We start from the raw sequence: 18,592 nt of genomic DNA on the forward strand, positions 1-18,592 counted from the left end.
AAGCGGGGCGCTGTCATCAGGTATCGGCGGTAGTCTGAGCCGCATGGCGAGTCGGCAGAGACGGATGGGCGATATGCCCCTGGTGCTGCTGATCTTCTACACCGTCTTCATCGGCTTCATGACGCTGACCCCCTACCAGCTCGACGTCAGCCCGGCGGGTCCGATCGGCAGGCTGCTCCAGTTCTTCGCCGATCATCAGGTGACGTCATGGCTGACTTATACACTCGTCGAGAAGCTGGCGAATGTCGCCATGTTCGTTCCCTTCGGATTCCTGCTCGCACTGCAGATGGGGCGTCGGCGCTGGTGGGTCGGTTGGGTGGCGGGCGCGGCCTTCACGTGCCTGATCGAGGGGGCCCAGGTGACTCTGCTCTCGCCCACTCGCTACGGCACGATCAGCGATCTCATCACGAACACGCTCGGTGCCGTGATCGGTGCCGTCCTCGCGCTGGTCCTCATGGTCCTGCTGCCTTCTCGAGATGAACCGGACGAGGTCGATCGCGTCGTGCGTTGAGGACCCGCACCTCGGCGACCTCAGCTCTCGGGTGCGCCCTTCATGTCCTCATTCTCGAGGGCGCTGATGCACAGATCGAGAGCCTCGCCGAGGTGGCGTTTGAGTTCCTCGTCGAGCGGGGAGACCATGAGTGCCGAGATCCTCTCAACACGTTCGACGGCCCGGTCGAGGGTCCTCCCTCCTTCATCGGTCAGGGTCGTCGGCAGTGCCCTGCCGGTTTCAGCTTTCGCCGCCCGCGTCACGAGACCCCGGTCCTGCAGGCCCTTCAGCAGGGTATTCATCGTCTGCCGGGTGACGAAGGCCCCGCGGGCGAGTTCCGAGTTCGACGCTCCCGGAGCCCGACGCAGCAGCTCGAGGCAGGCATACTGCGGTGTTGAGATGCCCAGCGGTCGCAGCGCCTCGTCCATGTGCGAGCGCAGCACCGACTGCAGGTGCTTGAGCTGATATCCGATCAGGGCTTCGAGTGCATCTGGTGCCTGTGGTGGCTCTTGACTCATGTAAGTATTCTGACATACATTGCTTATGTCAGAACCCTGACATATATTTCAGCGGCAAGAGATGGGAACGATCATGACTGTGACAGGACCGGATTTCCTCGCACTGCAGGTGCGAGACCTGGAGAAGTCGGCCGAATTCTACGAGGAGACGATCGGCCTGACGCGGGCGCCGGCAGGGCCGCCCGGAGCGGTGGTCTTCGCGACCTCTCCGATATCGTTCGCCGTGCGTGAGCCATTGCCCGGCGTTGATCTCGACTCGGTCGATCGCCCCGGAATCGGGGTGGCGCTGTGGTTCAACTGCGATGATGCCCAGGCTCTGCACGACCGCCTCGTCGAATCAGGGGTCGAGATCCTGCGCTCCCCGGCGCCGAGCCCCTTCGGCCTGACGTTCGCCTTCGTCGATCCCGAGGGCTACACGGTGACCATGCACGACGCCAGGTGAGTCTTCGGCACCCGGCCGGCTGAGGAGTGCCTGACGGTGACCTGGGATGTTGACCTCTCGCAGGGTGCTCACCCCAGGGAATCGACGATCTTCGCGATCCGGCGCTCCCGCGTGGCCTCGGCCTTTGCCGATTCGACCTGACGCACATGCTCCTTGCGCTTCGAAGGGGCCAGCCCGTCGAAGACCACACGGACGCCGGCACTGTCGAGCGCCTCGGCGAGGTCATCGGGAACCGGGGTCTCGCGCGACGAGGTGTCGTGGGTCAGTGTCACCTCGTGGGTCTCGTTGCCGGACACGCCCGCCGCCTCACGATGTTCCTTGGCCAATGGGAGGAGGAACTTTCCGCCCATCACCGCGGTCGTGGAGGGATAGGAGTACTCGGCGATCGTGACGATGACCGGGACTCGTTTGCCGACTCCGAAGCCGAGCACGATGTCCTCGGGCACCTCGATGCCGACATTATTGCCCAGCTGCAGGAGAGTCGTTGTGAAGGTGACCATGGCCGAAGCCTACGCCCGAATGGGCGCGTGCTCTAGTAGTCGTTGCGGTCGGCGCGGGCCCCGTCGGCGTCGACGTGGATGTCCGCGGCGCGGCCCTGTTCGTCCGCGGCATGGTCCGCATCGACTTCAGCACGGCGCGCATCTGCCTCGTCCTCGTCGTCGTAGTCCTCGTCGGCCTGTGAGAACGTCGGGATCCAGCAGGAGACTCGTGCCGCGTAGTCGTCGTACTCGGCTCCGAAGCGCTGATGCAGGTCGGCTTCCTCGTGCGGGCGGATCAGCCAGTTCCACAGCAGAGAACCGGCTATGGCGTAGGCGATGACCATCCATGAACCGATGAAGAGCCCGATCGCCACACCCTGGACGATGCCGGCGATGGCCATGGGATTGCGAACGAAGGCGTACGGTCCCCGCTTGACGAAATGGTGGGCCATCGCGGCGGGCAGGGGTGTACCGGAACCGAAGTTCGCGATCGTCCGCGCAGACCACACGCCGAGGACGGTGCCGAAAGCGAGAAGGGCGAAACCGGCGACGATCACAAGGATCGGGAACTTCACGGACAGGTTCCAGCGTTCCTCGAACGAATTGATGACCCCCGGAATGACGATGAGGAACAGGCCCCAGAAGACCACGATCTGGATCGTGGTTCTGATCAGGAGCTGAGACCTCACGCGGGTGTGAGAGCTGCGGAAGGCGAATGGGCCGGTGACGAGGCGTTCGGATGGGATCCTGCCGAGGATCATGAGTGTCCCGGCGAGGACGCTGCCCACTGCTGCGGCCACCATGAGGACGGCGCCCAGGCCCGCCTCGGTGGTGATGGTGGCATAGATGACCATGCAGAGGGCGACGAGAGTCGTCCAGGCGGTGGCCACCCAGACGGCCCAGCGGAAGTTGAGTGCTGCCAGAGCCGAGCCGATGACGAACAGCGGGACGTCGACGATGGCGACGAGCAGCGGACTGAGACCACCCAGCGTCGCCTCACGCAGTGCTGGAAGCGTGATGGTGCCGAGCCACCACGCGGCACCGGCGAGTGCCTGGAGGGCGAAGTACATTCGACCGTGGAAGATCCGCACCGGCTTGTTCTGTGCGGTGGGCTTTTTGTGCCTGCTCGGCATCTTCATCGATCGGCTCATGCGAACGCCGTCCCTCGGAAGCACACGGTCGTGGATCCGCCGACCCAGACCTCATCGTTTTCATGGGAGATCGAGACGACACCGGCTCGTCCGAGCGCGGTGCCCTGCGTGACGGTGTACTTCTCCGGCGCAATGCCGGAGGCGATGAGCCACTGCGCGACTGAGGCATTGAGGCTGCCCGTCACGGGATCCTCGGCCACGCCTGCGCCGGGGACGAACGCTCGGACCTCGAACTCATGCTCGCTCTCATCCGGGTGGGAACCCAGGACGCCGAGCTTGGCGTCGGGAATCTGCGAGAAGTCAGGTTCGAGGTCGAGGACCTGCTGCGCACTCGTCAGTCTCACTGCGGCCCAGCCTGGTCCGTTGTCGACCCACTGATGACCGAGGATCTCTGCGCGGTCGATGCGGAGTGCGGAGGCGATCTGCTCGACGAAGCCTTCGTCGAGGTCACCTGTGCGGATCGGGTCGGGAGCGGCGAACGACAGGGTCTGGCCACCTCGGCGAAGATTGACGAGTCCGGCACCGCACTCCTGGACCACGGTCGACTCGCTGCGCGGGACGCCTCCTGCCTCCAACCATGCGGCCGCCGAACCGAGTGTGGGGTGCCCGGCGAAGGGGAGCTCGCGGGCAGGAGTGAAGATCCGCAGGCGGTAGTCGGCGCGTGGGTCGCTGGGTGGGAGGACGAATGTGGTCTCCGAAAGATTCGTCCAATTCGCGATCCGAGCCATGTCCTCATCGGCCAGCCCCTCTGCGTCGAGGATCACGGCCACAGGGTTGCCGCGAAAGGGCTCGCTGGAGAAGACATCGACCTGGGCGAATGCTCGATTATGAGGCAAGAGGGGGAACTCCTTCGTTGAAAGGGCGCTGTTTCTTGAGGGTGCGCACTTCCCATGGTAGTGGGGTGAAGCTCCAGGTGGGGGATCAGGTCCTGTTGCGTCGGAGTGTCAGAACCGCTGTGGGCACCGCGAGTGACAAGATAGCCTGCTATTTGTGTTGACGTGGTCTGTCGTGTGTCGAGTCGTCGTCACCGGTTGAGGGCGGCAGCGATCCGGTCGGGAGACAGGGCCGCATCGATGGCCAGATGCGCCGCGCCCAGTATGGCGGCATCTCCGGCTGCGCGCGAGGGGGCGATCGTCAGGTGTTCGGTCGACAAAGGGATGGAGCGCGCATAGACGACTTCGCGAACACCGGCCACGAGATGTTCGGCCGCCTGCGCCATGGTCCCGCCGATGAGGATGAGGGAGGGATTCATCAGGCTCACGCATGTGGTGAGGACCTCGCCGAGGTCGCGGCCGGCCTGACGGACGGCCTGTATCGCCGCCAGATCACCGGCCTTGACGAGCCCCACCACGTCGGCCGGAGTCCTCGTCCCCAGCCCCGACCGCGCGAGCTCGCGCGCAATCGCACGCCCCGAGGCGACCGCTTCCAGACACCCGCGATTGCCGCAGGCGCACGGAACGTCGGCCGCGCGAGGCAGGGCGACGTGGCCGATGTCACCCGCGGCTCCGTGCGAGCCGCGGCGCAGTGAGCCGCCGGAGATGATGCCTGCTCCGATTCCCGTGGCGACCTTGACGAAGATGAGATCCGTGGTGTCGGGCCAGGCTGAGCTGCGTTCGCCGAGGGCCATGATGTTGACGTCGTTGTCGACGAGAACCGGGGCGGAGAACGTCTCCTTGAGGGCACCCGGCAGATCGAACCGGTCCCATCCGGGCATGATCGGCGGATTGATCGGACGACCCGAGGAGAATTCGACCGGACCGGGCAGGCCGATGCCCACCCCGACGACATCCACGGCACTGCGATCAGCCTCGGCGAGCAGGCGCAGCGCCGAAGTGGTCAGCCACTCTATGGCGCTGACGGGTCCTTCGGAGATCTCGCGTTCCTCGCCGAGTTCCGCGAGGACGGCGCCGGTCAGATCCGTCACCGCCAGCCGAGCGTGTGAGGCGCCGAAGTCCGCGGCGACGACCACTCTGGCTCGAGGATTGAAGGCGAACTGCGAGCTCGGCCGGCCGCCTGTCGACACGGCGTCGCTGACGGGGGTGATGAGCCCCAGGCCGAGAAGCTGGTCGATCCTCTGCGCGACGGTGGGACGTGAGAGACCGGTCGACTTCGCCAGATCGGCCCGAGTCCGCGGCTGACCGTCGCGCAGGAGCTGGAAGAGCCCGCCGGCATGCGACAGGTCAGGGGCTTGCGAAACTGTCACCTGGCTCATCCCTTCAGTAAAGCACATTCGGTAAAGCACATTGCCCAAAGGTGACGATTGATAACTTACTTTTAAAAAAGGCTTGACAGAAGTAGGCAAGCTGGCATCAGAATGATTCATGGACACTGTCGCCCAGGCTTTCGCCCCTCCACCTCGAATCGGGATGGTGGGTGGCGGCTTCATGGCCCGCACGCATACCCGTGCCGCTCGCGCCGCCGGAGCTCACCTCGAGGTGATCGCAAGCTCGAGCGCCGCCGGCAGCCGCAGCGCTGCAGCTGAACTCGGCTACCGGGCAGCCGCGACCGGTGACGATCTCTTCGACCACGAGCTCGACGTCGTCCATGTCTGCACCCCGAACAGCACCCACGCCGAACACTCACGGCGAGCCCTCGACTCCGGCTCCCACATCATCTGCGAGAAGCCGCTGGCCGTTGACGCAGCCACCGCGCGCTCGATCCTCGAGCATGCGACATCGTTGGGACTGGGCGGAACCGTTCCGTTCGTCTACCGCTATCACCCGATGGTGCGTGAGGCCCGCGCCCGAATCCGGCGAGGAGACACCGGGGCTCTGCTGACCATCGATGCCAGCTATCTTCAGGATTGGATGCTCAGCGCCGATGACGACAACTGGCGTGTCGATGCCGGCTCCGGAGGCCCCTCCCGCGCCTTCGCGGACATCGGCTCCCACCTCGTCGATCTCATCGAGTTCATCACCGACGAACGCATAGTGTCCCTGGTCGCAACGACGAGAACCGTCCACCCCCGCCGAGGCGGAGCGACGGTGACCACGGAAGACACAGTTGCGATGACGGTCGAGATGAGCGGCGGTGGAATCGGCTCGGTCCTCATCTCCCAGCTCGCGCCGGGACGTAAGAACGGCCTCGTCATCGAGGTCGCGGGATCCAAGGAAAGTCTGCGATTCGCCCAAGAGCAGCCCGAAGAGCTGTGGGTGGGCCGTCGTGCCGGCAGTCTGCTCTTGATGCGCGACCCAGAGGTCCTGTCGGCCGATGCCGCTCGGCTGTGCAGGGTCCCGGCAGGACATCCGCAGGGCTATCAGGATGCATTCAATGCATTCGTCGCCGATTCCTACGCTGTCTTCGCCGGTGAGGAGCGTGAAGGTGTGCCGACCTTGGCCGACGGCGTTCGCGCGGCATCCGTGACAGAAGCCGTGCTCACATCGGCAGCCGAGCGCACGTGGGTCGAGGTCGAAGCGCCATGACCGATGCACCGGTGCTGCGCGCCACGGGGATCAGCAAACAGTTCTTCGGAGTCGAAGTGCTGCACGATATCGCGCTCGAGGTGCACGCCGGCACGGTCCACGGCCTTGTCGGGGAGAACGGAGCCGGAAAGTCCACGCTGATGAAGATCATCGCCGGCGTCTACCGCAGGGACGGCGGCGAGGTGCGCATCGATGGCCAGGTCGTCGACTTCTCCCATCCCGTCGATGCCGGCCGGGCAGGCGTGGCGACGGTCTTTCAGGAATTCAACCTGCTGCCCGATCGCACCGTCGCGCAGAACGTCTTCTTGGGTCGAGAGCCCCGAAGACGCGGCCTTGTCGATGTGCGCACGATGCGGTCGAAGACCCAGACTCTCCTCGATGAACTCGACGTTCAGGGAATCACCCCCGATGCGAAGGTCGGCTGGCTGACCGTGGCCGAACAGCAGATCGTCGAGATCATCAAAGCACTCTCCGTCGATGCCCGGGTGATCTCCATGGACGAACCCACCGCGGCGCTGTCCGACAATGAGGTTGCAGTCCTCTACCGGGTCATCGAGACTCTCAAATCCAAGGGCGTGGCGATCATCTACGTCTCGCACAGACTGCAGGAGGTCTTCGACCTCTGCGACACGATCACCGTGATGAAGGACGGTGCTCTCGTCACCAGCGAACCGGCGTCCCAGATGGATCAGGCGGGGCTCGTGCGCGCCATGGTCGGCAGGCCCATCAGCACGTTCTTTCCCGAGGCCGAGACGGGAACGGAGATCGGCGACACAGTGCTCTCGGTGACCGGCGGAGGCAACGAACAGCTTGACGGCATCGCCCTCGACCTGCGCGCCGGTGAGATCCTCGGGCTGGCCGGCCTGCAGGGTTCGGGACGGTCGGAACTGCTGTCCGCGGTCTTCGGTGCTGAGCCGTTCACCCGCGGTACGCTGCACCTCGACGGCGAGGCGGTCCGCATCGCCTCCGCCCGACAGGGCGTCCGGCGGGGTCTGGCTCTGGTCACGGAGGACCGCAAGGGCACAGGTCTGGTGCTCTCCCAATCCATTCTCGACAATGCGCTGCTGGCGATCCGCGCTGTCTTCCCCTCCCGCACTTCCGGTATGCGCGCCGAGATCCCGGGGATCCTCGAATCTCTCGAGGTCATCAGCCGCAACGCGGACCAGGAGGTCCGAGCGCTGTCGGGCGGCAACCAGCAGAAGGTCGTTCTGGCCAAATGGCTGGCCACCTCCCCACGTGTGGTGCTGCTCGACGAACCGACCCGAGGAATCGACGTCGGCGCGAAGGTCGCGGTCTACAAGCTGATCCGCAGCCTCGCCCGCCGAGGTGTGGCGATCGTCCTCGTCTCCAGCGAACTTCCCGAGGTCCTGGGAATGTCTGATCGGGTTCTCGTCATGTCGGATGGCCGAATCGCCGGGGAGCTTCCTCCGAGTTCGACGGAGGAAGAGGTCCTGGCCCTGGCCACCGGCACCGAGGCCCAGGTGGTCGGTGATGACGCGCACGTCAGCGCTGACTCCCGGGCCAGCGCTGACTCCCGGGAGGTGGGGGAACGATGAGAACCCAGCTGCGTCGCCTCGATACCACCGCACTCATCTATCTCGCACTCATCGGAGTGCTCATCATCGGTGCCGTCCTCGTGGCCACGACCGGTCGCAACTTCTTCAGCCCGGGCAATGTCCGTGACATTCTCACCGGGATGAGCGTCTTGGGTTTCGTCGCCATCGGACAGACGCTCGTGATCCTCGGAGCATCCCTTGACCTCTCCGTTCCCTATGTCATGAGCTTGGCCAGTCTGGTCGCAGCGCAGACGATGAACGGCAGCGATGCGATGGTCCTCCCTGCGGTGCTGCTGACGTTGGTGGTCACGGCCTGCATCGGTCTGGCCAACGGTCTCATCGTCACCATCCTCGGAGTCCACGGTTTCGTTGCGACTCTGGGAGTCGGTCTCATCCTCAAGGGGTATCTGGACACGAACTACCAGGGCACAGAGGGCAGTGTTCCCTGGTCATTCCAGCTCTTCGGCGCCACCGGCGTCGGACCGGTGCCGATCTCGACGATCGTCATGCTCGCCCTCGCCGGCCTCGTGGCATTCCTCCTGGTCCGGACCAGATTCGGCCACCATCTGTTTGCCGTCGGCGGCAACTCGGAGGTCGCCCGACTCTCCGGCGTCCGGCAGCGCCTGCCACTGATCGGAGCTCACATCGGCAGTTCCGTCTGTGCGGGATTGGCGGGTCTGCTGCTGGCGAGTCGCCTGGGTGTAGGCAGCCCGACCGTCGGCTCACAGGGCAGCTACGATCTGCTCTCGATCGCCGCGGTGGTCCTCGGCGGAACCGTTCTCATGGGCGGACGCGGTTCGATCTGGGGGACCATCGGCGGTGTCGCGATCTTCGCAGTCCTCGACAATCTCATGAGCGTCATGCAGTTCAACCCCTTCCTCAAGGACGTCATCCGCGGGCTCGTCATCATCATCGCCGTGGCGCTCTACGCTCGCCGCCGGGTCATCGCCCGCAGAATCCGCTTCGCCGATGCGCCGCCGGGACCGAACATCGCCACCGGGGCTGTGCCCGAGCGTGACCCCGAGACCGAGCGTGACCCCGAGCGTGACACCGAGACCGACCGTGAAGGGAGCCGAGGATGATTCCGAGAACTCCGGAGACCCGCCTCGGCGATGGGGGACTTCGTCGACTGATCGAACGGGCTGTGGATCCGCGGGGAGCCGTGGTCGTCCTCCTCATCGTCATCCTGATCGCCATCGTCGTCCTCAACCCGAGTTTCGCAGAGCCGGGTGCGCTCATGCGCTTCATCCAGCGGGTCTCGCCCGTGGTCATCGTCGCCATCGGCCAGTACTTCGTCATCGTCAGCGGCGAATTCGACCTGTCGATGGGCGCAGTGGTCACCGCGCAGGTGATGACCGCTGGCCATCTCATCGGCGAGGACGACTCGAAGACGGTGCCGGTGCTCATCATCATGCTGGTCATCGGCGTCGTCGTCGGCATCGTCAACGGGCTGGCCACGACGCTGCTCAAGGTCCCCTCGTTCATCGTCACCCTCGGCACGATGCTCGTCATCCACGGCGCAGTCATGTGGTGGACGGGCGGAGCAGCGACAGGCAATCCCGCCGAATCCTTCCGGCAACTCGGCCGGGGCGGGATAGAGGGGGTCCCGATCTTCGGCCTCCTGCCCTATGCCGTCCTGATTCTGGTGGCAGTCATCGTCTTCGCCGTGTGGATCTCCCGGAGACCCTTCGGCAGGACCGTGGTCGCCATCGGCGACAACGCAGAGGCGGTGGCCTTCGCCGGAGCGAACGTGTGGAGGACGAAGACTCTCGCCTTCGTCCTGTCCTCCCTCGCAGCGACAGTGGCAGGAGTGCTCCTCGCCGGCTATGCCGGGGTCCATCCCTCAGTCGGCCAGGGCTACGAATTCACCGCCATCACGGCAGTCGTTCTGGGAGGCGTGGTCCTCGGCGGCGGACGGGGAACCGTCCTCGGCGCACTGATCGGAGCCTTCACGCTCGAGTCGCTCTTCACCCTGCTCAACTTCACCTCGGTGCCGGCAACGATGCGCGACGCGATCCAGGGAGCCATCATCATCGCTGCGGTCGCATACTCCGGTGTGGTCTTCGCGAAGAAGCGCAGACGGCCTGCCACTTCGGCGACCACGAGCCCGACGAATGAACAGACCGACCCAAGCACAACCTCGGCGGGGACACCTTCGCCGATCCAACTCACCGGCGGCGACGAAGCCGCACGGAAATGACAAGGGAGAGAACATCATGAGAAGAGGACTGAGGAGCGCGCTCGGCATTGCCAGCGCCGCCGCTCTCATCGCATTGGCGGGGTGCACGACCGACCCGTCTGTGGAACCGGCGGACGAAGGCGAAGGTGCGCAGGAGGAGGCACCGGCCGAGGAATGGTTCGACCAGGAGCTCTACGACCAGCAGCTCAAGCAGCGTGAGGTCGAACCGGATGGCCCGGAGGACAAGCCCTACCTGCAGATGATCAACCCGAAGATGGGCGACACCTCGGAGTTCAAGTCCGATGGTGGGAAGAAGATGTGCTTCGCGAATGCATCGATCTCCAACCCCTGGCGCCAGACCGGGTGGATCACGATGAACGAGCAGCTCAAGGAGCTGAAGAAGAACGGTGTCATCACTGAGATGGAGACGCGTGATGCTCAGGACAACGATGATACGCAGATTGCGGACATCGACTACTTCATCGCCGAAGGCAACTGCGATGGCTTCATCATCTCGCCCAACTCGACGGCCGCGATCACACCGGCCGTCGAGCGCGCATGCAAGACAGACAAGCCCGTGATCGTCTTCGACCGTGGTGTCGAAACGGACTGCGCCGTGACGTTCATCCACCCGATCGGCGGATTTGCATGGGGCATCGACACCTCGCAGTTCCTCATCGACAACCTCAGCGAGGGCGACAAGGTCGTTGCGCTGCGGATTCTGCCCGGTGTCGACGTGCTCGAACAGCGCTGGGCGGCAGCAGACAAGCTCTTCGGTGAGGCCGGAATCGAGGTCGTCGACTACTTCACCGAAGGTGACCCGGCCGAGATCAAGAAGGTCGTCTCCGATGAGCTGGCGAAGGGCGACGTCCAGGGCATCTGGATGGATGCGGGAGACGGCGCCGTATCCGCGATCGAAGCATTCGAGGATGCTGGCAAGGACTACCCGGTGATGACCGGCGAGGACGAGCTGAGCTTCCTGCGGAAGTGGAAGGACACCGAGATGACCGCTCTGGCTCCCGTGTACACGAACTTCCAGTGGCGAACCCCGCTGCTGGCCGCGGAGAAGATCTTCCAAGGTGAGGACGTCCCGACCGAATGGGTGCTGCCCCAGAGCCCGATCACGGCCGAGGACCTCGATGAGTACCTTGACCGGAACAAGGGAATGCCCGATGGCCACTATGCGAAGTTCGGCGGCGAGGACATGGCCGGATATCCGCAGGTGTGGCAGGACCGAGTCATTCCCTGATCGGGCCATGGGGATGATCGGCGTGTGCGGATGAACGGGAGTGCGGATGGACGGCGTGTGCGGATGAACGGGAGTGAGGACATGATCGGACCCCGTGAGATCGGCGTCAACACCTGGGTGTGGACGTCTCCGCTGACGACGGAGAACCTCGGCGATCTGGCGGACCGAGCCCGACGATTCGGGTTCGGTCTGCTGGAACTGCCCGTGGAGAACCCGGGTGACTGGGACCCGAACTCCGCCGCTGAGGTGCTTGCCGGGTTCGGAATGGGTGCGCGGATCGTGGGGGCGATGGGTCCCGGTCGTGACCTCATCGACCCGCTGTATCGTGCGGATACCCAGGACTACCTCCGGCACTGTGTGGATGTGGCTCTCGCCGTGGGCTCGCCCACGGTGGCCGGTCCGTTCACGGCCGCAACCGGCCGAGTCTGGCGGATGGATGCGGGCGATCGGAGCCGGGTCGTGGAGGTGCTTCGGGAGGCACTGCGCCCCGTTGCCGACTATGCCGCCGAACGCAGCGTGACCTTGGCTGTGGAACCTCTCAACCGGTACGAGACCAGTATCATCAACACCGTCGACCAGGCCCTTCATGCTCTCGAACCCCTGCTGGACCGTGGTGTCGGGCTGGCTCTGGACAGCTATCACCTCAACATCGAGGAGCGTTCCCCGGCAGCCGCGATCCGGGCCGCCGGGGAACATTGTCGGGTCGTGCAGGTATGCGGCAACGATCGCGGGGCCGTGGGCGGGGACCACACCGACTGGGAATCCTTTCTCGATGCTCTCGATGACATCGCCTACGCGGGACCGCTGACACTGGAGAGCTTCACCGCAGACAACGACACCATCGCCGTGGCTGCGTCCATCTGGCGTCCCCTGGCAAGGACCCAAGACGAACTGGCAAGATCCAGCGCCGAATTCCTCACCGAACTGCAGCTTTCGCGGGCTTCCGGTACGGGAGCGGCGGGCAGGAATTCAGCCGACGGGGACGCGGCCGACGGGGATTCGGCGGACAGGGTCCCGGCGGACAAGGTCCCGGCGGACACGAGCCCGGCGGACACGAGCCCGGCGGACAAGGCAGCGAATATATCTGCGAGGGAGCAGCAATGACCGATTCATCTCATCCAGTCACTCTATTCACGGGTCAATGGGCCGATATGCCGTTCGAGGAGGTAGCTCGGCTGGCGGCATCCTGGGGCTATGACGGGCTGGAGATCGCGTGTTCCGGCGATCATCTCGACCTCGCCAGGGCTGACGAAGATACTGCGTACCTGCAGTCACGCCTCGATGTTCTGGACAGGTACGGTCTCAAAGTGTGGGCGATCTCGAACCACCTGGCAGGCCAGGCCGTGTGCGACGACCCGATCGATTTCCGCCATCAGGCGATCGTGCGTGACTACGTCTGGGGCGACGGCGATGCGGAAGGGGTGCGCCGACGAGCCGCTGAAGATATGAAGCGGGCAGCCCGGGTAGCCCGAAAGCTCGGTGTAGACACTGTAGTCGGGTTCACGGGATCGAAGATCTGGCCGTTTGTGGCGATGTTCCCGCCTGTCCCAGCCGAGGTCATCGATGCCGGCTACGAGGACTTCGCAACTCGGTGGAATCCGATCCTCGACGTCTTCGATGGTGAGGGGGTGCGCTTTGCTCACGAGGTTCATCCGTCTGAGATCGCCTACGACTACTGGACGACGGTGCGGGCACTGGAGTGCATCGAACACCGGGAAGCCTTCGGCCTCAACTGGGACCCAAGCCACCTGCTGTGGCAGGGCCTGGACACGATCGGCTTCATCACCGACTTCGCCGATCGCATCTACCACGTCGACTGCAAAGACACACGACTTCGGCCTGCGAGCGGGCGAAGCGGCATCCTCGGTTCGCATCTTCCCTGGGGTGATCCTCGGCGAGGGTGGGATTTCGTGTCGACGGGGCACGGGGACATGCACTGGGAGGATGCGTTTCGAGCGCTGAGGTCGATCGGCTACACCGGACCGATCTCGATCGAATGGGAAGATGCCGGGATGGATCGTCTCCACGGTGCCGCCGAGGCGGTCGTGCGCATCCGTGAACTGCTGTGGAAGAAGCCTGACGCGTCCTTCGATGCCGCGTTTTCGAACCAGTAGGTGCTGCTCGGATGACTGAGCGCAGTGACCCGGACCAGTGGGCGCAGTGACCCGGACCAGCGGGCGCAGCGGTGTCCGTCTACTGGCTGGCGAAGGCCAAGGTTCCGCCCAAGCCGATGAGCATGCCGCCGCCGATTCCACGGATGCGCGACATCCGCCTCGGCGAGCGAGCGAACCAGCTGCGCGCGGTACCGGCGACGAAGGCCCACGACCCGTCCGAGAACAGGGCAAGAGCCTGGAAGAGGAGACCGAGGAAGATCATCTGCAATGGCACATGCCCGGCCTCGATCGAGACGAACTGGGGGAGGGCTGCGACGAAGAAGATGATGGTCTTCGGGTTCGAGATGCCGACGATGAAGCCCTGCATGAACATCGAGCGATAGGTGACTTCACGACCAGCGGGGACGAAGGAATCCGCTTCGCTTTCAGCCTCCAACGCCGATGATGGGTCCTCGGGCACCTCATTGCCGACCTTGCGGTGTCGGATGCCCTGGACGCCCAAGTATACGAGGTAGCCGGCGCCGAGGATCTTGACGATCGTGAAGATGACGACCGATTGGGCGACGATGGTGCCCACCCCGAAGGCCACGGCCACGATGATCGGGATGATGCCGACGCTGCCGCCGAGCACGCTCGTCAGGCCCGAACGTCTGCCGTGTGAGAGTGATTGGCCGACGACGAAGAGCACCGTCGGCCCCGGAATCACGATGATGACGAGGGCTGCGGCAAGAAAGGCGAGAAGAGCGTCGGTGGTCGGCACAGAAGAATTCTATGGTCGCGGCTCAACCGCAGGTAAGGGTCTGACGCGGAGAGTTCGATCACATGACCGACGACCCGTGCGGACTTTCGGAACGGAGCCTGAAGACGGACCCGTAGGACTTTCGGAACGGAGCCGTGCGGACTTTCGGAACGGACCCTGAAGACGTCACTCAGGGTCGGTTCATAGACTGGACCGCTATGAGCGAGCAATTGACGACGGAGGTGCGTGCATGGACCTGAAGCAGGGAGTTTCAACCTGGTGGGAGGCCATCACGTCCGGGTTCGGTCGCCAGGACGGGCTTGAACCCGATGTCGTGCAGCTGCTCCTCGTCATCGGCATTCCTCTTCTCGTCACGCTGACGCCGGGAATCTGGCGATTCTTCGGCATGTTCGTCACCTTCGTGCACGAACTCGGCCACGCCTTCGCCGCATTGATGACGGGGCGGGTCGTCAGGGGAATCTCCCTGAATTTCGACCATTCCGGTCAGATGAACTCCTTTGGCAAGGTCGGATTCTCGGCGACGTGGTCGGGTTTCTGGGGATATCCGGCACCCGGTGTCCTTGGATTGGTCCTCATCACCTCGGCGACTCAGGGGTGGGCGCCGCTGGCTCTGTCAGTTGGGGCGCTCATCCTTCTGGTTGCGCTCATCTTCATCCGGAACCTCGCTGGTGCCTTGATCGCCGTGGTCACGGCCGTGGCCGCGCAGCTCGTCGTCGTATTCCTGCCGGTCGAGTGGCTCGCCGTGTTCGTCGCCGGCCTGGGAACGGCCCTGGTGATCGGCTCGCTCAAGGATCTCGTCAAGGTATTCCGCGTCCATACCCGCAGGCGCCACGTTCAACAGTCGGATGCCTACATCCTCGCCCAGGGTTCGAGCCTGCCAGCGGGAGCCTGGCTGAGCCTGTTCGCACTGGTGATCATCGTCTGCGCGCTCGCCTCCGCATACATCTTGTACTCGGCGTCCACGATTGCGATTGGCTGATCTGAGGTCACGCAGGGTCACTTGGGGCAGTTCGGATCTGGGGCGGCAGCATTCGGGCCGGGTTTGAAGCAGTTGGGTCGGAGCTGGAAGCAGGCCGCGCCCAGGGGCGGGAGTAGTCGGGTCAGTGCCGGATGGCAGAATCGGAGTATGAATCCGAGCCCGAAGTATGCTGCTGTGCTGTTCGACTGCGACGGGGTGCTCGTCGATTCTGAGCGCCTCACGAACACGGTTCTCTGGGAAATGCTCAATGAGCTGGGGTGGCAGATCTCGCGAGAGGAATGTGTGTCCCGGTTCGTCGGGAAGATGCTCCGCGACGAGGTGGACGTCATCGAGGAGCATTCCGGTTTCCGTATCGACGCTGAGTGGCTGAGTGTGTTCCGTGGGCGTCGCAATGATGCTCTGGAGGCTTCATTGGAAGCAATACCGGGAGTCGCCGAGGCGGTCCGTGCCCTTGACACGGCATACCCCGGTCGGATCGCGTGCGCGTCGAGCGCTGACCGCCCCAAGATCAACCTGCAGCTGCAGAAGATCGGGCTCTTCGACGTCTTCGACGGTCGGATCTTCTCCGGAATGGAGCTGCCTCAGTCGAAGCCGGCGCCGGACGTGTATCTGGCGGCCGCCGATGCTCTCGGCGTCGATCCTGTGGAGACAGCAGTGATCGAGGATTCGCCGACCGGTGTGACGGCAGGAGTTGCGGCTGGCGCACACGTGCTCGGTTTCTGCCCCGACTCGCCAGTCCATCAGAGACCCGAGGCGCTCGAAGGCGTGGGAGCCCATGAGATCTTCACTGCGATGGAGCAGCTGCCGGGCCTGCTCTTGCGCTGAGGTGTGCTCAGAAGCGCGCGGGATGCTCAGGTACGCGCGGGATTCCCTGGACTGCGGTGTCAGGTGGTTGGCCGGTTGAGGGAGTAGGTGATGGTTGAAAAGATCCTCTCTCTTACGTCCATTATGGCTTCATGATCGAATAAAGATCGAACGAATATATCGTTTGTTATCGAATCGTGATGTTAATCACTGACGATCACGACTAGAATTGAGGTAGGCACTCACATCGACGTGAAGATCAGGTGACCACCAGTGAAGTTCCCCTCCGAATCCGACAGCACCGGTTCCGAACCTGCTCGTGACTCCGATGGAACCTCTCATTGCGCTGAGAAGCCTCAACCCAATGCCACTTCAAACTCCGATGGGTCCACTTCGGGCGACGAGAATGGTCCGGCATCTACCGCTGGCGCCGATACCGATACAGGTGCCGATACCAATACAGGTGCTGATGCTGGCGGAGCGGCCCGCGGGCCAACTCATTTCTCTCGCCGCCTCCGCATTGATGCGGATTCACCTTTTGCGGACGCTGCGAAAGTATTCGCCGCGAGCGATCAGGCGCAGCTATGGGCACTGGACGTCTCTGCTGAACTCTTCTTCAATGAAACTGTAGAGAATCTGCGCCTCCACAATCCTCATCCTGGGCAGCCATATGCTCACGCGACGATCGCCGAAACCGTTCGCCGGTTCCAGCGTGACCGCCGCTCTTCCGGAGCTGCGAAGTCCAAGAACCCGGAAAACCCCAAAAAGGGCAAGCGGCAACTCCCGTCCTTTCCTCGGTTCAGGCTGGACCAGACGTTCTACGGCTGGGTTCACGAACTCTCCCAGGCCGAAGACATCGCGGAGTTCACAGCCGTTCTGGGGACGACGACCGCGCGGGCGTATTCCCAGATAACCTCGGCGATGATTCTCTTGCATGGGCTGCCCAAATTCTTTGCGCGCTGCCTCGCCGGCGAGTTCACGATCGAACACGCCCATGCCACCGCTCATGCCTGCAGGGACATCAAGTTTGAGAACCTCCCTCTCATCGACGACTACCTTGCGGATCGTCGCGCGGACATCACGCTCGAAACCTTCAAGAAGTCTTTGGGCATGAAGATCGCAGTCGTCGAACCTCTTGAGGAACGTGTGGAAGAGGCGAGCAAGCGTCGACGTGTCGATATAACGACGACCGCCGATGGAACTGCGTTCCTCACCTTGGCTGGACCAGCGCCCGAACTGCAGGCCTGCTATCTGCGAATAGCGGCCTTTGCGCGAGCGATACGGTCCGGGAACATTGCGGCCTTCGGTGACCAGCTGGCGCCGGGCACCGAGATCGACGATGACCGGGGAATTGACGCACTCATGTTCGACATTCTCACGCGAACCATCCCGCAGCTCAGCATTCAGGTCACTGCGACCGATACGACGACGGGGGAGACGTCAACACACGACATTCCTCTCGATGTGCCCGCTGAGCAACCGCCTAGCCCGGCCTCTGTCATCAACGCTGTGAACGAACGTATCACCGAGGCTGGTGACGCGAGCGCCAGCGCCAGCGACGCTGCCGCCGCCACCGCCTGCGGATCCAGTTCGGAGGCCGCCGAAGAGGCGAGCAGAGTGGAAGTCGTTCTCACGATGCCCACTCACGAGCAGTGGCTGGGCTCGCAGGCCAAGATGATCACCACAGTCCCCTTCCTCACGCTCGCTGGCTCCTCAGAACTTCCCGGCACGTTCTCCGACGGCTCTCCGATCCCAGCAGATACTGCGCGTCGCGTCGCCAGACATGCGAAGTCCTGGACGCGGATTCTCACGGACCCTGCCAGCGGCACACCGGTCGATGCGAAGGCTACGACCTACCAAATACCCGAGAACGTCCGTCAGACCTTGATCGCCAAATGGCAGGCATGCACGATTCCCGGTTGCACGCGCAGGGCAGAGAGCACGGAGATCGACCACATCGTGCCCTTCGACCATGATCATCCGGCAGAAGGCGGGCTTACCCGATTCGGCAATCTCCACCCGCTGTGCAAACTGCATCATCAGGCGAAGACTGATCGCAAATACTCGGTGCGGATGAACCGCGCAGGATTCCTTCAGTACGTCTTTCGACACGGAATGAGAACCGAGGTGGCGGCTGGCGACCATCCGATCAATGCCGCTCACGCGAAGATGTTCGTTGAGATGCAGCGACAGGCTGCCCGCACATCTGATCCGCCGAGGACGAAAACACGTGCGGCAGATGAGCCGTGGCATGGCGACAAGCGAATATCTCAAGAATGTCCGGGGCCACTCGCTGCCGACGGTCAGGCCGGGTGGGTGAAGAACACCTCAATGCTCAACGACCGCGCGAAGGAAAACGAATGGATCTGGGACGCCGGTGGTCCACCGCCATTCTGAACTTCCGATCCCAGTAGAAAGCCGCCGGTGGGGGGCGCGCATGCACCACCAC

The 18,592-nt window shown here is 63.8% G+C and carries 18 protein-coding genes; 12 read left to right on the top strand and 6 right to left on the bottom strand.

Annotated features, from left to right (window positions below; genetic code table 11):
• Positions 1 to 511: VanZ family protein (locus ACE03M_RS16115; RefSeq protein WP_485935043.1), on the top strand; the 511-nt coding region annotated here is incomplete at its 5' end.
• 20 nt (positions 512 to 531) lie between these two features.
• Here ACE03M_RS16115 and ACE03M_RS16120 read toward each other — a convergent pair.
• The gene (locus tag ACE03M_RS16120; RefSeq protein WP_143922789.1) at positions 532 to 1,008 is read right to left on the bottom strand and encodes a MarR family winged helix-turn-helix transcriptional regulator; all 477 of its coding nucleotides are present in this window, start codon (positions 1,006 to 1,008) and stop codon (positions 532 to 534) included.
• 73 nt (positions 1,009 to 1,081) lie between these two features.
• Between ACE03M_RS16120 and ACE03M_RS16125 the strand changes: the two genes are divergently transcribed.
• Entirely contained in the window at positions 1,082 to 1,450 is a 369-nt protein-coding gene (locus ACE03M_RS16125; protein ID WP_143922790.1) for a VOC family protein, read from the top strand.
• A gap of 68 nt (positions 1,451 to 1,518) precedes the next feature.
• Here the strand turns inward: ACE03M_RS16125 and ACE03M_RS16130 are convergent, their stop codons facing one another.
• The 4 genes from ACE03M_RS16130 to ACE03M_RS16145 form a co-directional block, all read right to left on the bottom strand.
• The gene (locus ACE03M_RS16130) at positions 1,519 to 1,950 is read right to left on the bottom strand and encodes a YdeI/OmpD-associated family protein (protein WP_143922791.1); all 432 of its coding nucleotides are present in this window, start codon (positions 1,948 to 1,950) and stop codon (positions 1,519 to 1,521) included.
• 32 nt (positions 1,951 to 1,982) lie between these two features.
• Entirely contained in the window at positions 1,983 to 3,080 is a 1,098-nt protein-coding gene (locus ACE03M_RS16135) for a methyltransferase family protein (protein WP_485935044.1), read from the bottom strand.
• Complete coding sequence (locus tag ACE03M_RS16140) at positions 3,077 to 3,916, bottom strand: PhzF family phenazine biosynthesis protein (RefSeq protein WP_485935046.1); 840 nt, start codon at positions 3,914 to 3,916, stop codon at positions 3,077 to 3,079. The genes ACE03M_RS16135 and ACE03M_RS16140 overlap by 4 nt, the downstream gene beginning before the upstream one ends.
• Before the next feature lie 188 nt (positions 3,917 to 4,104).
• On the bottom strand, positions 4,105 to 5,292 hold the full coding sequence (locus ACE03M_RS16145; protein ID WP_143922794.1) for an ROK family transcriptional regulator: 1,188 nt from the start codon (positions 5,290 to 5,292) through the stop codon (positions 4,105 to 4,107).
• Positions 5,293 to 5,401: 109 nt separating this feature from the next.
• Here ACE03M_RS16145 and ACE03M_RS16150 point away from each other — a divergent pair, with 109 nt between their 5' ends.
• The 7 genes from ACE03M_RS16150 (at position 5,402) to ACE03M_RS16180 (ending at position 13,600) form a co-directional block, all read left to right on the top strand.
• A complete protein-coding gene (locus tag ACE03M_RS16150; protein ID WP_143922795.1) occupies positions 5,402 to 6,502 on the top strand; it encodes a Gfo/Idh/MocA family protein in 1,101 nt (366 codons plus the stop codon).
• Positions 6,499 to 8,058, top strand: a complete 1,560-nt coding sequence (locus tag ACE03M_RS16155) for a sugar ABC transporter ATP-binding protein (RefSeq protein WP_143922796.1) — start codon at positions 6,499 to 6,501, stop codon at positions 8,056 to 8,058. The genes ACE03M_RS16150 and ACE03M_RS16155 overlap by 4 nt, the downstream gene beginning before the upstream one ends.
• A complete protein-coding gene (locus ACE03M_RS16160) occupies positions 8,055 to 9,140 on the top strand; it encodes an ABC transporter permease (RefSeq protein ID WP_485935050.1) in 1,086 nt (361 codons plus the stop codon). The genes ACE03M_RS16155 and ACE03M_RS16160 overlap by 4 nt, the downstream gene beginning before the upstream one ends.
• Complete coding sequence (locus tag ACE03M_RS16165) at positions 9,137 to 10,258, top strand: ABC transporter permease (protein ID WP_485935052.1); 1,122 nt, start codon at positions 9,137 to 9,139, stop codon at positions 10,256 to 10,258. The genes ACE03M_RS16160 and ACE03M_RS16165 overlap by 4 nt, the downstream gene beginning before the upstream one ends.
• Before the next feature lie 16 nt (positions 10,259 to 10,274).
• Positions 10,275 to 11,486: a substrate-binding domain-containing protein gene (locus ACE03M_RS16170; protein ID WP_485935054.1), complete on the top strand. Its 1,212-nt coding sequence runs from the start codon at positions 10,275 to 10,277 to the stop codon at positions 11,484 to 11,486.
• A gap of 81 nt (positions 11,487 to 11,567) precedes the next feature.
• Positions 11,568 to 12,590, top strand: a complete 1,023-nt coding sequence (locus ACE03M_RS16175; protein WP_485935055.1) for a sugar phosphate isomerase/epimerase family protein — start codon at positions 11,568 to 11,570, stop codon at positions 12,588 to 12,590.
• Positions 12,587 to 13,600 (top strand): sugar phosphate isomerase/epimerase family protein, encoded by a 1,014-nt coding sequence (locus ACE03M_RS16180; RefSeq protein ID WP_485935057.1) that lies wholly within the window; start codon positions 12,587 to 12,589, stop codon positions 13,598 to 13,600. The genes ACE03M_RS16175 and ACE03M_RS16180 overlap by 4 nt, the downstream gene beginning before the upstream one ends.
• A gap of 79 nt (positions 13,601 to 13,679) precedes the next feature.
• On the opposite strand, the gene ACE03M_RS16185 is transcribed toward ACE03M_RS16180, so the two are convergent.
• Positions 13,680 to 14,360 carry a LysE family translocator gene (locus ACE03M_RS16185; protein ID WP_485935059.1) on the bottom strand — a complete coding sequence of 227 codons (681 nt, stop codon included), beginning with the start codon at positions 14,358 to 14,360 and terminating at the stop codon, positions 13,680 to 13,682.
• Positions 14,361 to 14,589: 229 nt separating this feature from the next.
• Here ACE03M_RS16185 and ACE03M_RS16190 point away from each other — a divergent pair, with 229 nt between their 5' ends.
• The 3 genes from ACE03M_RS16190 to ACE03M_RS16200 all read left to right on the top strand — a co-directional run bounded on the left by ACE03M_RS16190 (position 14,590) and on the right by ACE03M_RS16200 (position 18,540).
• Positions 14,590 to 15,339: a M50 family metallopeptidase gene (locus tag ACE03M_RS16190; protein WP_485935060.1), complete on the top strand. Its 750-nt coding sequence runs from the start codon at positions 14,590 to 14,592 to the stop codon at positions 15,337 to 15,339.
• Positions 15,340 to 15,486: 147 nt separating this feature from the next.
• Positions 15,487 to 16,164 carry an HAD family hydrolase gene (locus ACE03M_RS16195; protein WP_485935062.1) on the top strand — a complete coding sequence of 226 codons (678 nt, stop codon included), beginning with the start codon at positions 15,487 to 15,489 and terminating at the stop codon, positions 16,162 to 16,164.
• Positions 16,165 to 16,416: 252 nt separating this feature from the next.
• Positions 16,417 to 18,540, top strand: coding sequence for an HNH endonuclease signature motif containing protein (locus ACE03M_RS16200; protein ID WP_485935063.1), 2,124 nt, complete (start codon positions 16,417 to 16,419; stop codon positions 18,538 to 18,540).
• Positions 18,541 to 18,592: the final 52 nt, after the last annotated feature.

It is taken from the genome of Brevibacterium sp. AGC70 (assembly GCF_057334195.1).

Excerpts from the sequence above, each read along its gene's own strand:
- ACE03M_RS16120 (WP_143922789.1), bottom strand. The coding sequence starts at position 1,008 with ATGAGTCAAGAGCCACCACAGGCACCAGATGCACTCGAAGCCCTGATC.
- ACE03M_RS16125 (WP_143922790.1), top strand. The coding sequence starts at position 1,082 with ATGACTGTGACAGGACCGGATTTCCTCGCACTGCAGGTGCGAGACCTG.
- ACE03M_RS16130 (WP_143922791.1), bottom strand. The coding sequence starts at position 1,950 with ATGGTCACCTTCACAACGACTCTCCTGCAGCTGGGCAATAATGTCGGC.
- ACE03M_RS16135 (WP_485935044.1), bottom strand. The coding sequence starts at position 3,080 with ATGAGCCGATCGATGAAGATGCCGAGCAGGCACAAAAAGCCCACCGCA.
- ACE03M_RS16145 (WP_143922794.1), bottom strand. The coding sequence starts at position 5,292 with ATGAGCCAGGTGACAGTTTCGCAAGCCCCTGACCTGTCGCATGCCGGC.
- ACE03M_RS16150 (WP_143922795.1), top strand. The coding sequence starts at position 5,402 with ATGGACACTGTCGCCCAGGCTTTCGCCCCTCCACCTCGAATCGGGATG.
- ACE03M_RS16155 (WP_143922796.1), top strand. The coding sequence starts at position 6,499 with ATGACCGATGCACCGGTGCTGCGCGCCACGGGGATCAGCAAACAGTTC.
- ACE03M_RS16160 (WP_485935050.1), top strand. The coding sequence starts at position 8,055 with ATGAGAACCCAGCTGCGTCGCCTCGATACCACCGCACTCATCTATCTC.
- ACE03M_RS16165 (WP_485935052.1), top strand. The coding sequence starts at position 9,137 with ATGATTCCGAGAACTCCGGAGACCCGCCTCGGCGATGGGGGACTTCGT.
- ACE03M_RS16170 (WP_485935054.1), top strand. The coding sequence starts at position 10,275 with ATGAGAAGAGGACTGAGGAGCGCGCTCGGCATTGCCAGCGCCGCCGCT.
- ACE03M_RS16175 (WP_485935055.1), top strand. The coding sequence starts at position 11,568 with ATGATCGGACCCCGTGAGATCGGCGTCAACACCTGGGTGTGGACGTCT.
- ACE03M_RS16180 (WP_485935057.1), top strand. The coding sequence starts at position 12,587 with ATGACCGATTCATCTCATCCAGTCACTCTATTCACGGGTCAATGGGCC.
- ACE03M_RS16190 (WP_485935060.1), top strand. The coding sequence starts at position 14,590 with ATGGACCTGAAGCAGGGAGTTTCAACCTGGTGGGAGGCCATCACGTCC.
- ACE03M_RS16195 (WP_485935062.1), top strand. The coding sequence starts at position 15,487 with ATGAATCCGAGCCCGAAGTATGCTGCTGTGCTGTTCGACTGCGACGGG.